Below are 14,494 nucleotides of genomic sequence, written 5' to 3'. Positions count from 1 at the left end.
TCGTCATTTCAGACACAATCAGTTCTGAACAAAGGCACCTTTGGTTCCTGCCGCTGCAGCAACATCGGACCGTGCTGCCTCGACCAATGCCGCGCCATCAAAGCCCTTAGCATCCATCTCAGCGATCCATTCCGCAACAACCTCGTCACCCAGTGAAATCATACGTGCGGTTTCCGCCTCGCTGATTTCGCCAATGTCGTTTGCGGCAGCCATGATCTCGCGGCCCAGCGCGTCACCTGTGTCGTGCGCATAACCCGCCCAACGGCTCGCATAGAGACCCGAGTTGGCGTCGATAATCGCCTGAAGGTCAGCAGGCAGGCTGTCGTAGACGTCTTGGTTCATCGCCCACAGGAAGTAGAGGTTGTAGAGCGCGTGATCGCCAGCGACATCCGAATGACTGTCCGTCAATTCATCGAGCTTGAGCGACGGGGATTGCTCCCACGTGATCGCACCACCATCAACGACGCCCTTCGCAAGCGCCTCAGGGAACGCAGGCACGGGCATACCGACCGCTGTTGCACCCAATTTTTCCAAAAGCATCGTCGCCGTGCGGGTCGGCCCGCGGAGCGTCAGGCCGTTGAAGTCTTCAACCGTTTCAATCAGCGGGCCACGTTTGTGCACCAGACCGGGCCCGTGCATGTGCGCGGCGATCAGATGAACATCGGCGAAATCATCCAACAGGAACTCTTGAGTATACTCCCACGCAGCCGCCGAGGCTTCTTCCGCCGATTTGGTCGTCATGAAAGGTAATTCGAGCGCCTCAGCTTCGGGAAAACGGCCAGCCTCATATCCGGGGATCACCCAGCCGCCATCCACGATGCCATCAGCAATCATGTCGTACATTTCAGGCGCAGCACCGCCCAATTCCATGAACGGGTGCAAAACGATTTTTAGACGACCACCCGATTGTTCCTCAATCGCCTTTGCCCACGGCTCCATGAAATAGGTCGGGTTCGCCGAAAGGGGCGATACAAAGTGTTGGAAATGTAGGGTGTATTCTTGGGCTACAGCAGGCGTCACCGCACAGCCCATCACAGCCGCAAACGCAGCACTCTTTAGTGTCATTTCAGACCTCCTAAGATGATGAATGTCAGGGGGATGCCGCCGCTAGCGACACCCTTCACCTATGCCTTGCACCTTAAAATTGCAAGGTGATGCAAGTGGTTTAGCGCAACCGTCCGCAAGTTTTATTTTACCAAACGATTGAAAAGCAGAGGAAAACTCCCCTACCGATCATAGGTAAGTTGGGTGGAATTTCCCCGAGGGCGAGAGCGTGAAAATTTCTGCACCATCTGCGCGGATACCAACCGAATGTTCGAACTGCGCAGACAGCGATTTATCACGGGTCACAGCGGTCCAATCATCAGCGAGCACTTTGGTCTCAGGACGACCAAGGTTCACCATCGGCTCGATGGTAAAGAACATGCCTTCCTCGAGAAGCGGTCCAGTCCCTGGACGACCGTAGTGCAGCACGTTCGGCGCAGCATGGAAAACACGTCCCAAGCCATGACCACAGAAGTCGCGCACCACAGACATACGGTGGCTTTCGACATAGCTCTGGATCGCGTGACCGATGTCGCCAAAGCGATTACCCGGTTTTGCTGCCTCAATGCCCAACATAAGCGCGTCGTGGGTGACTTGGATCAGGCGTTCGGCCTTACGCGACATCGAACCCGCAACATACATGCGGCTCGTATCGCCAAACCAACCATCAACGATCACGGTCACGTCGATGTTCAGTATATCACCGTCTTTGAGTTTCTTCTCGCTCGGGATACCGTGGCAAACAACGTGGTTCATGCTGATACAGCTGGCGTGCTGATAGCCTTTGTAACCAATCGTAGCCGAGGTCGAGCCGCTGTCGTTCACCATTTCGGTGATCTTTGCGTCGAGTTCTGCCGTCGTCACACCCGGCTGGATGAACGGAATGATGTCATCAAGGATCTGTGCTGCAACCTTGCCCGCCGCATGCATACCAGCAAAATCGGCATCTTCATAAATGCGAATTCCGTCTTTGGTCAGTCGTCCACGCAGATCTTCGGTCACGGTCAGTCTCCTTGTTTCTGCTGACCTCTTTATTAGCCTTCCCCGAAAAGGGCCAGACCTCAGACTGACAGCGAAAACGGGATCTCGCCCGCGATCTCGACACCTTTTGGTGAAATGCGGGTCGAAAGCGCGACGACCTCGACGCCAGCTGCTACCGCATCGCCCAGCGCTTTTGTGTATTTGGGGTCAATATCGGCAGCTGGCACCATGCGGTCGCAATCTGTTCTCTGAACGAGAAACAAAACAATGGCGCGGTCTCCTGCCTCTGCCATTTTAGCCAGCTCCCCCATGTGCTTTGCCCCGCGCGCAGTCACGCTATCGGGAAACTCGGCTAGTCCCGTCTGTCGGGACAGAGTAACCGATTTGACCTCAACCCAAGCGTCTCTCACACCGTCGCCAGACAATAGAAAATCGATCCGGCTATTTTCGCCGTATTTCACTTCAGGCCTGACCACCGAGTAACCCGAAAGCGCCGCAATCTCGCGCTTTTCGAGCGCCTCTTTCAACGCACGGTTCGGAACCGAAGTATCAACGCCCGTGAAATGTCCGTTCTCGTGGTCCACGAGACGCCAACCATATTTGAGTTTCTTTTTGGGGTCGTCATTGGGTTCGAGCCATATCTTGCTCCCCTCATTCGCAAGGCCCATCATGCTACCGGGGTTGGCGCAATGTGCCACTACCTCACGCCCATCTTCCAAACGACAGTCCGCGAGGAACCGTCTGTAGCGGCGGATGAGGCGAGCGGGGATCAATGGTGTGGAAAACTGCATAGTCCAGTTCTATACCCATTCTGAAGGATATGGAGAAGCCGATGCCAAACCCAACTGCCGCCATTCTCATCATTGGAGATGAAATCCTGTCAGGGCGCACCCGCGACAGCAATATGCACTATCTGGCTGGGCGGCTGACCGAAGTCGGCATCGACCTAAAAGAAGTCCGCGTTGTCTCTGACGACCGCGAGGCGATCATCTCTGCGGTCAATGCTCTGCGCGAGACATATGGTTCGGTCTTTACATCTGGCGGAATCGGGCCAACGCATGATGATATTACGGCGGACTGTATTGCAGCCGCGTTTGGCGTGGAGATCGACATTCGTCAGGATGCCTATGACCTGCTCAAAGTGCACTACGATGCCCGCGGGCAAGAATTTAACGCAGCCCGCCAACGCATGGCTCGCATTCCTGACACGGCATGCCTTATCGAAAACCCTGTTTCTACTGCGCCTGGGTTCAGCCTTGGGAATGTGCATGTCATGGCAGGGGTCCCCTCAGTCTTTCAAGCCATGGTGGCCTCCGTCCTGCCATCACTGACTGGCGGTGCGCCATTGCTATCCCAAACCTACCGGATCAATCAGGGTGAAGGGACCATTGCGGGGCCGCTCTCGGAATTGGCCGCCGAATTCTCTGACCTTTCCATCGGCTCTTATCCGTTCATCATCGATGGCGTTCACGGGTCAAATATCGTGATACGTGGCTCGGACGGTGCACGCGTCGATCAGGCTATCGTTAAACTCGCAGGACTGTTTCCAGCATGAGCAACCCAACAGCTGCCGAACTCTACGACGTCATCGAACACACTTGGCCCACTGCCAATCGCACCACCGTCGGCCCCTTTATCATTCGCGAAGGCCAAGGTGGGGGAAGCCGCGTTTCTGCTGCAACGGGGCCTGCTGGCGAAGCAGACCTCCCCCTCGCCGAAGAGGCGATGCGCGCATTGGGGCAACCATGCCAGTTCATGATACGCGACGGGGAGGCTGATTTTGACGCGATGCTGGCGGGCAAAGGGTATCGGATCAAGGATCCAGTGACGCTCTACGCCGCGCCGATTGATCGGATCGCCACGCATCGTCCGCCCCCTGTCACAACCTTTGAAGTTTGGCCTGCCTTAGCGATCCAAGCTGACATCTGGGCAGAGGGTGGAATTGGGCCTGCCCGCCTTGCCGTGATGGAACGAGCCGATTGCCAGAAGACTACTATCCTCGGGCGACTAAACGATACTCCGGCAGGCACGGCCTATGTCGGGATCTGCAACGGCATCGCAATGTTCCACGCGCTCGAAGTTGCGCAGCGATTCCGCCGTCAGGGATTGGCCGCCCACATGATCCGCGCGATGGCGTTCTGGGCAAAGGCCAACGGCGCGACCCATTTTGCCTTGGTCGTGACCGAGGCAAATGTGGGGGCAAACGCGCTCTATGCTTCCCTCGGGTTCGACGTTGTGGGACACTACCATTATCGAATTCTACCGGAGTAGACCGTGACACAAAAACCGACCGCGCTCGACCTGCCAATGGTCAATCCGCTGCCCGAGGCAACTCAGAAATATTTCGATATCTGTCAGGACAAACTGGGGATGATCCCTAACGTCCTGCAAGCCTATGCATTTGATATCGAAAAGCTAAATGCTTTTACGGGGATGTATAACGACATCATGCTCGCCGCCTCTGGCCTCAGCAAGTTAGAGCGTGAGATGATCGCGGTTGTGGTGTCATCGGTGAACAAATGCTTCTACTGTCTTACGGCGCATGGCGCTGCCGTTCGCGAACTGTCAGGCAATCCGATTTTGGGTGAAATGCTCGTCATGAACTGGCGAGCGGCAGATTTGGATGCGCGGCAAACCGCGATGTTGGAATTTGCCGAACTCATCACCGTTTCCAGCGCCAAGGTAACCGAGCGCGATCGCCAAGCCCTTCGCGATGCTGGCTTTACAGACCGTGACATCTGGGACATCGCGTCGGTCGCTGGCTTCTTTAACATGACCAACCGGATCGCTTCGGCCACCGATATGCGTCCTAACGACGAATACCATTCGCAGGCCCGATGATCCGTTTCTTATCTTTCGTTTTGTTGTGTAGTCCGACGTTCGGTTTAGCGTTGTCGATAGATATGCCTGCGAATGCGTCGCGGACCGCTCTGGTGGACACCCCACTTCAGAGCTTTAACGTCGCAACGGGTCCTTGGGATGGTCAATCCGTCCCAATGCAGATCATTGATGGCACCGTTAAGACAGAGGTGTGGACGATTGATGCCGCTGGGCTGACAACGCTCCAAATCCTGTCGCCCTTCAGGCAGCAGTTGGACGCCGAAGGCTATGACGTGATTTATGAATGCCGCACCGAAGATTGCGGCGGCTTCGATTTCCGCTTTGCAATCGATGTCGCGGCGCCGCCCGATATGCGCGTCGATTTGGGTGATTTCCGATATATCGCCGCCACAGGCCCTTCGGACACGGTCGCTCTTGTTATCAGCAAAACAGCAGCAGCAGGGTTTGTACAGATCACACGCATTGGAGCTGGTGAAGCACCATTGGCTGATGCGACAACAGAAACGCTTCAATCGGTTTTACCTGAATTAGTGGCCCCAACCGAAGAGGGTTTGGCAGCAATTTTGGAAAATACGGGACATGTGGCGCTCTCGGATCTGCGGTTTGAAAGCGGATCCTCGACCCTCGGAGCTGGTCCATTCGATAGCCTTGCGACCCTGTCGAACTATCTACTCCAAAACCCAGATCGAAGGATTGCTTTGGTTGGCCACACCGACAGCTCTGGCTCGCTTGAGGGGAATATTGCCCTGTCCCGACAACGTGCAACCTCGGTCCAGACCCGCCTTATCGAAGCCTATGGCGTGCCTGCGACCCAACTCGAAGCGGATGGAACGGGGTATCTGGCCCCAATCGCATCCAACCTGACCGCTGAGGGACGCGAAGCCAATCGGCGCGTTGAGGCTGTACTACTCTCAACCGAGTAAACCGTGATCTGTCGAGCAACCGTGATGGTCGCCGAGAGCTTCTAGCACCCCACAAGTCTCAATAGTCCCATGATCATGGGTCATCGCGATCCGCGCCAGTTCCGCTTCTAGCCGCTGTAGGCGGGCAATGCGTTCACGGATATGATCCAGATGTGTTCGCGCAATTGCATGAGCCTCCGCGCAGGGCCGCCTCGGCGTATCCTCCATCGCGATCAAGTCGCGCACGGCATCCAAAGGCAGCCCCAAATCCCGCGCGTGTTTGATAAACGTCAACCGACGCAAACCTTCAGCATCGTAGCGCCGCTGATTTCCTGACGTCCTATCGAACGATTCTATCAGCCCGATTTCCTCATAATATCTGATCGTTGGGACCTTTACGGACGTGCGTTTTGATAATTCGCCGATGGAGTACATTTTACCCTTGAACCTCTAGTGACTAGAGGAATTAGGATGGAAGGAGACAAGTATTTCAAGGTATAAAATGGCCCATTCTCACCACCATGATCACCATCACATTGATCCCAAATCCGGTGATGGCCGTATGGCGCTGGCCGTCGGTGTGAACATATTGCTCACGGTGGCTCAGATCATTGGCGGCATTCTATCGGGCAGCCTCGCCCTCATCGCGGATGCACTGCATAACCTATCAGACGCGCTATCGCTTTTCATCGCGTTCTTTGCACGCAAGATTGCGCGTCGGCCCGCCGATGACATCATGACCTTTGGCTACGGACGCGCTGAAGTCGTTGCCGCGTTGATCAACTACACCTCGCTGATACTCGTCGGGCTGTGGCTGGCTTTTGAGGCGGTCATGCGATTTCTGGATCCCCAGCCCGTTGATGGCTGGTTGGTTGTAGGTTTAGCCAGCCTTGCGCTTGTGATAGACCTCGTAACTGCATGGCTGACGTTTCACATGGCAAAAGACAGCGTGAATATCCGCGCTGCGTTCTTGCACAACGTCGCTGATGCCTTAGGGTCAGTTGCCGTCATCGTTGCGGGAATAGCCATTCTTGTTTTCGACTGGGTGTGGATTGACCCTGCGATCACGCTGCTCATCGCCACCTATATTCTGTGGATGGCATGGGGCGAAATGGGAGGCGTGATCCGCATCCTAATGCTCGGCACGCCAGAGCATCTGTCACCCCAAGACGTGAAGGCAACGATCATGGCGGTAGAGGGCGTGAGCGACCTCCATCACCTGAAGCTCTGGTCCGCCCAAGAACACGAAACCGCACTCACCGCCCATATCGTCATCGCACAAAGCGCTTGGGGGAATGTCGCTTGGATCAGGCAGAACATCCGCACGACGCTTCACGACGTTCATGGGATCGAAATGGTGACGCTTGAATTGGAAACGGCGCCAGAGGTTTGCCCCTGACGCCGCTGAATGGATCGACTTGTATAGCAAATTACCAGCTATCTGGCCCTTTTTCCGCATAGGCGTGCACGAGGAAATCAATGAACGCGCGCACCTTCGGTTGGGTAAAGCGGCCCGGCGGGTAGACGGCATAGATACCTTGAGTTTCGACAGGCAGATCGGGAATAGCTTCTTCAACGAGGCCCTGCTTCATCGCGTCCGCGTATAGGAACGACGGGAGGTAAGCGATGCCAAGGCCCGAGACGCAAGCGTTCAAAAGCGATTGGCCATCATTCACAGTGAGCCAACCAGCAGTTCGAACCTGACGTTTCTCACCGCTTGGCGCTGTGATCTTCCAAACCGCGCTGTTTGCTTGGTTCGAATAGTGAAGCAGTTTGTGATCGTTCAGATCATCAATCTTTTGCGGACGACCGTATTTCTGGAAGTAATGCGGTGATGCGATCATCCGACGGTTGGTTTCCGTCAGCTTGCGCGCCCGAAGTGTGCTGTCTTCTAGCTCACCAATACGGATCGCCATGTCAAAGCCTTCGGAGATCAGCTCTACATAACGGTTGTTGAGCACCATATTGACGGTGATGTCAGGGAATTCCTGCAGGAACTCACCTAAGATCGGCGACAGGTGGTTCACACCGAAATCGGTGGCCACAGATATCCGCAACAGACCTGACGGCGCAGATTGCATCGAGGTGACGAGTGAATCCGCTTCGCCAGCATCGTTGAGAACGCGGCGGGCGCGGTCGTAATAGGCTAGACCAATCTCAGTTGGACTAACACGCCGCGTCGTTCGGTTCAGAAGGCGCGCGCCAAGGCGAGCTTCGAGTGCGGATACGTGCTTCGAGACAGCGGATTTCGAAATCCCCATCTTTTTGGCGGCATCCGTAAAACCGCCCTGATCCACGACAGTGGCGAAGGCTTCCATTTCGGTAAGGCGATCCATTACTCGACCCTTTGATACTAATTCCTAGGCTCATGGTATCGTCGCCAAATCGGGCACAATCTGGGCCATGAGCGGACAATATCGGGGATTTTCGCGGACAATTCCTAATGCATAGGAATAGTCCGCAAGGCCGATCGGGTAGATCATCCCTTATGAAATCAGAGGGTTGCAGCCAATCTCGTGCCTTGATCAATTGCCCGTTTTGCGTCCAATTCTGCCGCAACATCCGCGCCACCAATAACATGGCAGGGAATCCCTTCGGCTTCCAACGCATCCGCCAGAGACCTTTCGGACACCTGCCCAGCGCACAAGACAACGTTGTCACATGGGATCAGTGTTGGGTTTTCACGAGCTTCACCCGTCGATACCCAGATACCCTCGTGCGTGATGCGTTCGTAGTTTACACCGCCCTTCATCGTAACGCCTTTCATCTGGAGCGTGGCACGATGGATCCAACCCGTCGTCTTACCCAAACGGCGCCCTGGCTTTTCAGCCTTACGCTGCAGAAGGGTCACGTCGCGGATTGCGGCATCAGGCAGCGGGCCTTCGGGGGCGAGACCACCCCGCTGTTCCGACGGGTCCGTCACGCCCCATTCACGGAGCCATTCTGGCAGGTCTATCGTGGGACTTTCGCCCGTGACGAGGAATTCCGAGACATCAAAACCGATGCCACCTGCACCGATGACAACAACGCGCTTGCCCACTTCGGCACCACGAAGGACGTCAATGTAGGACAGAACATGCGGCAAATCCTGACCTTCGATTTCTGGATCACGCGGCACAACGCCCGTTGCGATGACGACCTCATCAAATGACCGCAGCGTATCGACGGTAGCCGTTTCATTCAAACGTAGTTCAATGCCCGCTTCGGCAATCGCAGTACCAAACCAATCGACGAGGCCATGAAACTCTTCTTTACCGGGAACCTGTTTTGCGAGATTGAGCTGCCCGCCCAAACGGTCACTGCGATCAAAAATTGTGACCTTGTGCCCACGTTCGGCGGCCGTCAAAGCAGTTGATAGTCCTGCAGGACCAGCGCCGACCACAGCGATCGTTTTCGCCTCACTTGCAGGCGCAACAACCAACTCTGTCTCGAAACAAGCACGCGGGTTCACCAAGCAACTGCTCAGCTTGCCGCCAAAGGTATGATCCAAACAGGCCTGATTGCAGGCAATACAGGGCGCAATTGTATCGGCCCGATCCACCGCCGCTTTGGCAACGAAATTCGGATCAGCGAGGAACGGACGCGCCATACTTACCATATCCGCGCACCCATCGGCCAAGACTTCTTCTGCAACGTCGGGCGTATTGATCCTGTTCGATGTGATGACGGGGATGCTCACATGACCCATCAGCTTTTTTGTGACCCAAGAGAAAGCACGGCGCGGTACGCTGGTCGCAATCGTCGGAATACGAGCCTCGTGCCAACCGATCCCAGTGTTGATGATCGTTGCCCCTGCTGCCTCAATCGCCTTGGCGAGTTGGATCACCTCATCAAAGGATGATCCGTTCGGGATCAAATCGATCATCGACAGTCGATAGATGATGATAAACTCAGTCCCAACGGCCTCGCGGATGCGGCGCACGATTTCGACGGGCAGTCGCATGCGGTTCTCATAGTCCCCGCCCCAGCGATCCGTGCGTTTATTGGTATGCAAGACGAGGAACTGGTTGATGAAGTACCCCTCGGACCCCATCACCTCGACCCCATCATAGCCCGCTTCTTTGGCGCGGGTCGCGGCGGTTACGAAATCGGCGATCTGTTTTTCGATCCCTTCCTCATCAATCTCTTTAGGAGGAAAAGGCGAAATAGGAGATTTGATCGCAGAAGCAGACACACAGTCTGGTCCATAGGCATACCGACCCGCATGGAGGATCTGCATTGCGATTTTGCCATCCGCCTCGTGCACACGGTCCGTCACGATACGATGATTGGCGATGTCTTGGTCAGTGAATAGGCCGGCCGCACCGGGGAAAACACCGCCCTCTTTGTTTGGGGCCATGCCACCTGTGACCATCAGAGCCACACCGCCCCGCGCCCGTGTTGCGTAAAACTCGGCAACGCGGTTCCAATCCTTGGTCTCCTCCAGCCCAGTATGCATCGACCCCATCAGAACGCGGTTCTTTAGGGTCACAAATCCCAGATCAAGTGGAGCAAGCAGGTGCGGATATTTCGTCATAGTGGCCTCCCTATTCGGGGGCACAATGCAGCGACTTTCCCAGCGCGTCACCTACAACGCGGCGTCACCGAGTTACATCGTTTCTACGCAATGACGACGGAACGCTTTTTTCAGAAGGTCGAGCTCGGCCCGCAAGAGGTCCAACTCTGCACGAATATCTTCGGCTACGGGTTCACCGCAGATGACGGAAAAGGTGGCGAGGGTTTCACCGCTATCTCGGTCTGCGATGATAAAGGTCTGCACGCCATCGCTCAGCACATCCGCAGGCACAGGAACGCGGACAACCCAGCCGCCTTCGGCACCAGTCACGTCAACGCCAGAAATCTCACGCGCCAAATGCGTAACAACAATGGACGGCGCTGTTTGTGTCGAGACGGTTAGGACGCCTTCCCAGACGCCTTCGAACAAGCGGGTTTTTGTCAGGGCTGGAGTTCTCATCGCGGTCCCTTTGATTAGAATTCAGCACGAGGATAACGGCAGAGCGTGAGGTCACGCACCGTTACCTGATTCATAGACGGACCTTCGAAAATGAGGTCCATCCAAACTTTCTCGATCCGCTTCTCATTGAGCTTTGAATACCCAAGATCAAACTCGACCATTTGGCTGTTTGTCCCCAACGGCAGTTCGCGGACAATCTGTTCAACGTTGGGGCCGTGTTTGATGTTCAAACGCGCAAATATCTCGAGCGGCTTTTCCGTCTCGATAATCGGGTCACAGCGGACAAGATGCTTCATCGTGAGGCCGTGGCAGGCCTCATCTGGAAAATCGATGGCGAGGCTCAGATAGGTGCCGTCAAATTTGAAAACATCCATACGCAATCCGTACGGGGCAAGATCGGCTTCGCGAGTATTGCGCAATTGGCGGAGCGTCAGTTCGCTAATTTGGCAATCGTGATAGAGCGTGACCTCTTCGCCAATCATCGTCTTAGACGGCGCCGAGGCCATGCCTTTGACACCCAAAGGACCACGCCACAATTGCGGGCGCCACGCCCAATCCGTGCCACGAGGGGTCGGAAAGCGGTTTGCACCGATCATCGGCAAAGCAAGACGTTCGTTCGCGACATAGATGAACTCATCCATCTGTGCGCGCACTTCGAGAGCCGAGAACAGCCGCCGCCGCACCAAGTCCAGTTTGCTGGTCTTCGCGTCTTTGACCATCTGCGCCAAATAGCGCATCAGGCGGCGCATCATGAATTTGTCGATCAGGTTCATCCTGCCCGAATGTCCCTTTTGTCTTGGCACAACCATGCCGACAATCCCCCGAGTTGGGTCATGCCGTCAAGCCACAGTCGGCACTTTTGTCGAAACATCAATCACCTATCAGAGCAGTCGCCGCCGCCCGCAAAACTGCCAGCCCCTGCGATTGATCAAGAGGCGATTGATCCCACCACCGCACAGAAACCGTGGCCATCCTGCCCTGATAATCAAAGAAGGCGCGCCACTGGGTCGCCTGAAACCCATCCGACAAGGACGACGCGGTATCGCTAAAGAACACCTCAACTCGGTGATCGTGAACTTGAACGTGATGCACAAATATCGTCGAAGGATCACCTGCCCCACTCAGCAAAGCTCGACCATCAGGATGCTGAATCAACTGCGACAGCGCGTTTTCTGCCCCAAAGACGGCGGCGCTATCCGCTTCACCGATTTGTGTCGTGATCAAAGCAAGGCGAGACGCACCACAGGGAGTTGCCACTGTAAAGCCTTCTACCAGACGACTTGCTCTTCGATCGAAACAGTAGCCTTCAGGTGCAACAACGGCGATTTCGCCGCCCAAAACATCAATAGACTTGGGCCCATAAGCCAAACCGTCGTCCAAAGTGCATGCAGACACCAGTAGCGAAGCGCCCCAAAAAGCAGCCATTACGCGCATCTTCAAATTCATAATCGCCTCCGGGTCGTAGCCCATTGCGGTTTAGGCGACGATACCTTTGGCATCAACCAATAGAAGCGTTGATTGCAATTCAGGGCGGCGCGGCTTATTTCGGTCACCAATAGCGAACAAAGGCAAGCGCGATGAACTGGATTTCGAATTACGTCCGCCCGACGATCAACTCGCTCTTTTCTCGTCGTGAGGTTCCAGAGAACCTTTGGACGAAGTGCGGCGAATGTGGAACCATGCTGTTTCACCGTGAATTGGCTGACAATCAGAACGTCTGCACAAACTGTAATCATCACATGGCGATTACACCGCGCGACCGTTTCACCGCTCTCTTTGATGGCGGCGTCTTTACAGAGGTGAAGGTTCCAACCCCAATCGACGATCCGCTCAAATTCCGCGACCAAAAGAAATACGTGGACCGGATGAAAGCCTCGCAAAAATCCACTGGCGAAAAAGAAGCCATGCTGGTTGCCGAGGGCGAGATTTTCCGCACACCGATCGTGGCTGCTGCTCAGGACTTCAGCTTCATGGGTGGTTCGATGTCGATGTATGTCGGCAACGCGATCATTGCTGCCGCTGAACGCGCTGTCGAGCTTGGCCGTCCACTGGTTCTGTTTTCCGCTGCTGGTGGCGCACGTATGCAAGAGGGTATCCTCTCGCTGATGCAAATGCCCCGCACGACCATCGCGGTCGATATGCTCAAAGAAGCGGGCCTGCCCTACATTGTGGTTCTGACACACCCAACCACAGGTGGCGTCACCGCATCTTACGCGATGCTCGGCGATGTCCATATCGCAGAACCGAACGCACTGATCTGTTTCGCAGGCCCGCGCGTTATCGAACAGACTATTCGCGAGAAACTGCCCGAAGGGTTCCAACGCGCTGAATACCTGCTGGACCACGGCATGCTCGACCGCGTGACACCGCGTGGCAAGCAAAAGGAAGAACTAGCGCAAATCATCCGAATGCTTATGGGCATGGATGCTGTTGTCGCGGCTGACCTTCCTGCGCCTGCTGAACAACCTGCAAAAGCGGAATAACCAAATCAAATGACTGCTCCGACTTCGGATGTGATCCTCGAACGGATGATGGCCTTGCACCCCAAGGTCATCGACCTTGTTTTGGACCGCGTTTGGCGTTTGCTGGATGCTCTTGGCAATCCGCAGGATGATTTGCCGCCCGTCATCCACCTTGCTGGAACGAACGGCAAAGGGTCGACGCAGGCCATGATCCGCGCTGGCTTAGAGGCGGAAGGTAAAAAGGTTCACGCCTATACCTCGCCGCACCTCGCACGGTTCCACGAGCGCATTCGGTTGGCTGGTGAGCTGATCTCGGAAAGTTACCTCACCGAAGTTCTGGACGAATGCTACGCCGCCAATGGCGGTGAGCCGATTACCTATTTCGAAATCACCACCTGCGCCGCGATCCTAGCGATGGCACGCACACCTGCGGACTACACTCTGCTAGAGGTCGGCTTAGGTGGTCGTCTGGACGCAACGAACGTTGTGGCGAAACCAGCGCTCTCGATCCTGACACCAATTTCGATTGACCACGAACAGTTCCTCGGTTCGACCCTGACTGCGATTGCCGGCGAAAAGGCAGGCATCATTAAACGCGGCGTGCCTGTCATCGTGGGCCCGCAGCAAGATGAATCCATGGACGTGATCGAAGCAACGGCTGGCCGCATCGGCGCGCCGATCTCTGCCTACGGCCAACAGTGGCACATTGGCGAAGAGCATGGCCGCATCGTCTATCAGGACGAACAGGGCCTCTGCGATCTACCGCTCCCCAACCTGCCTGGCCCGCACCAGATCCAGAACGCTGGCGCAGCGATTGCAGCTTTGCGAATGCTTGGCATGTCGAGCGTTGCGACTGAGGCCGCTGTGACCAAAGCCGAATGGCCCGCACGGATGCAGCGTCTGAAAACGGGGCCGCTTATCGATTTGGCTGGCAATTGTGAGCTCTGGCTGGACGGCGGGCATAACCCAGCGGGTGGCGAAGCCGTTGCTAAAACACTGTCCCGCCTACCGCAGCGCCCGACCCATCTGATTTGCGGCATGCTGAACACTAAGGACGTAACGGGCTACATGCGCCCGCTGGCTGATGTCGCGCAAAGTCTCACCGCAATTTCGATCCCCGATGAGATCAATACTCTTCCCGCAGACACAACAGCGAATGCAGCACGTGAGGCAGGTTTCGCCAAAGTGAAAACCGCAAATTCGACAGCCGACGCAATCGCAGAGATCGTCAAAACCGATCCCTCTGCTCGTATTCTGATTTGCGGCTCGCTCTATTTGGCGGGTCACATTCTGCGCAGCAACGGGTAAGG

Annotated in this window: 16 protein-coding genes; 7 read left to right on the top strand and 9 right to left on the bottom strand. The window is 55.7% G+C overall.

What is annotated here, in order from left to right:
- Positions 1 to 18 precede the first annotated feature (18 nt).
- The 3 genes from AC07ED_RS15830 to sfsA form a co-directional block, all read right to left on the bottom strand.
- Complete coding sequence (locus AC07ED_RS15830; RefSeq protein ID WP_105235976.1) at positions 19 to 1,065, bottom strand: TRAP transporter substrate-binding protein; 1,047 nt, start codon at positions 1,063 to 1,065, stop codon at positions 19 to 21.
- A gap of 168 nt (positions 1,066 to 1,233) precedes the next feature.
- Positions 1,234 to 2,046 carry a type I methionyl aminopeptidase gene (gene map / locus AC07ED_RS15825; protein ID WP_082959376.1) on the bottom strand — a complete coding sequence of 271 codons (813 nt, stop codon included), beginning with the start codon at positions 2,044 to 2,046 and terminating at the stop codon, positions 1,234 to 1,236.
- A 59-nt stretch (positions 2,047 to 2,105) separates the two neighbouring features.
- Positions 2,106 to 2,816, bottom strand: coding sequence for a DNA/RNA nuclease SfsA (gene sfsA, locus AC07ED_RS15820; protein ID WP_105235977.1), 711 nt, complete (start codon positions 2,814 to 2,816; stop codon positions 2,106 to 2,108).
- Positions 2,817 to 2,857: 41 nt separating this feature from the next.
- Here sfsA and AC07ED_RS15815 point away from each other — a divergent pair, with 41 nt between their 5' ends.
- From AC07ED_RS15815 to AC07ED_RS15800, 4 genes are all read left to right on the top strand, one after another.
- Positions 2,858 to 3,580, top strand: a complete 723-nt coding sequence (locus tag AC07ED_RS15815) for a competence/damage-inducible protein A (protein ID WP_105236414.1) — start codon at positions 2,858 to 2,860, stop codon at positions 3,578 to 3,580.
- Positions 3,577 to 4,296, top strand: coding sequence for a GNAT family N-acetyltransferase (locus AC07ED_RS15810; RefSeq protein ID WP_105235978.1), 720 nt, complete (start codon positions 3,577 to 3,579; stop codon positions 4,294 to 4,296). Before AC07ED_RS15815 ends, AC07ED_RS15810 begins: the two co-directional genes overlap by 4 nt.
- 3 nt (positions 4,297 to 4,299) lie before the next feature.
- Positions 4,300 to 4,866, top strand: a complete 567-nt coding sequence (locus tag AC07ED_RS15805) for a peroxidase-related enzyme (protein WP_478242426.1) — start codon at positions 4,300 to 4,302, stop codon at positions 4,864 to 4,866.
- A gap of 62 nt (positions 4,867 to 4,928) precedes the next feature.
- Positions 4,929 to 5,789 carry an OmpA family protein gene (locus tag AC07ED_RS15800; protein WP_478242424.1) on the top strand — a complete coding sequence of 287 codons (861 nt, stop codon included), beginning with the start codon at positions 4,929 to 4,931 and terminating at the stop codon, positions 5,787 to 5,789.
- Here AC07ED_RS15800 and AC07ED_RS15795 read toward each other — a convergent pair.
- Positions 5,778 to 6,203 (bottom strand): MerR family transcriptional regulator, encoded by a 426-nt coding sequence (locus AC07ED_RS15795; RefSeq protein WP_105235980.1) that lies wholly within the window; start codon positions 6,201 to 6,203, stop codon positions 5,778 to 5,780. The two genes, AC07ED_RS15800 and AC07ED_RS15795, sit on opposite strands and share 12 nt — an antisense overlap.
- Before the next feature lie 67 nt (positions 6,204 to 6,270).
- Here AC07ED_RS15795 and AC07ED_RS15790 point away from each other — a divergent pair, with 67 nt between their 5' ends.
- Positions 6,271 to 7,167, top strand: coding sequence for a cation diffusion facilitator family transporter (locus tag AC07ED_RS15790; protein WP_105235981.1), 897 nt, complete (start codon positions 6,271 to 6,273; stop codon positions 7,165 to 7,167).
- Positions 7,168 to 7,198: 31 nt separating this feature from the next.
- On the opposite strand, the gene AC07ED_RS15785 is transcribed toward AC07ED_RS15790, so the two are convergent.
- From AC07ED_RS15785 to AC07ED_RS15765, 5 genes are all read right to left on the bottom strand, one after another.
- Positions 7,199 to 8,104, bottom strand: coding sequence for a LysR family transcriptional regulator (locus tag AC07ED_RS15785; protein ID WP_067547198.1), 906 nt, complete (start codon positions 8,102 to 8,104; stop codon positions 7,199 to 7,201).
- A 158-nt stretch (positions 8,105 to 8,262) separates the two neighbouring features.
- Positions 8,263 to 10,284 carry an NADPH-dependent 2,4-dienoyl-CoA reductase gene (locus tag AC07ED_RS15780; protein ID WP_105235982.1) on the bottom strand — a complete coding sequence of 674 codons (2,022 nt, stop codon included), beginning with the start codon at positions 10,282 to 10,284 and terminating at the stop codon, positions 8,263 to 8,265.
- Between the two features lie 72 nt (positions 10,285 to 10,356).
- The gene (locus AC07ED_RS15775) at positions 10,357 to 10,722 is read right to left on the bottom strand and encodes a hypothetical protein (protein WP_105235983.1); all 366 of its coding nucleotides are present in this window, start codon (positions 10,720 to 10,722) and stop codon (positions 10,357 to 10,359) included.
- A 14-nt stretch (positions 10,723 to 10,736) separates the two neighbouring features.
- On the bottom strand, positions 10,737 to 11,495 hold the full coding sequence (locus AC07ED_RS15770) for a DUF6478 family protein (RefSeq protein ID WP_245918089.1): 759 nt from the start codon (positions 11,493 to 11,495) through the stop codon (positions 10,737 to 10,739).
- A 97-nt stretch (positions 11,496 to 11,592) separates the two neighbouring features.
- Complete coding sequence (locus AC07ED_RS15765) at positions 11,593 to 12,168, bottom strand: dihydroxy-acid dehydratase (RefSeq protein ID WP_158664556.1); 576 nt, start codon at positions 12,166 to 12,168, stop codon at positions 11,593 to 11,595.
- 131 nt (positions 12,169 to 12,299) lie between these two features.
- Between AC07ED_RS15765 and accD the strand changes: the two genes are divergently transcribed.
- Both accD and AC07ED_RS15755 read left to right on the top strand, forming a co-directional pair.
- Entirely contained in the window at positions 12,300 to 13,205 is a 906-nt protein-coding gene (gene accD / locus AC07ED_RS15760; RefSeq protein ID WP_105235986.1) for an acetyl-CoA carboxylase, carboxyltransferase subunit beta, read from the top strand.
- Positions 13,206 to 13,214: 9 nt separating this feature from the next.
- Positions 13,215 to 14,492 carry a bifunctional folylpolyglutamate synthase/dihydrofolate synthase gene (locus AC07ED_RS15755; protein WP_105235987.1) on the top strand — a complete coding sequence of 426 codons (1,278 nt, stop codon included), beginning with the start codon at positions 13,215 to 13,217 and terminating at the stop codon, positions 14,490 to 14,492.
- Positions 14,493 to 14,494 lie beyond the last annotated feature (2 nt).

The sequence above is a fragment of the Aestuarium zhoushanense genome, from assembly GCF_056431045.1.
The sequence above is the reverse complement of the archived record's forward strand: the minus strand, read 5'-3'. Positions and strand labels throughout refer to the sequence as shown.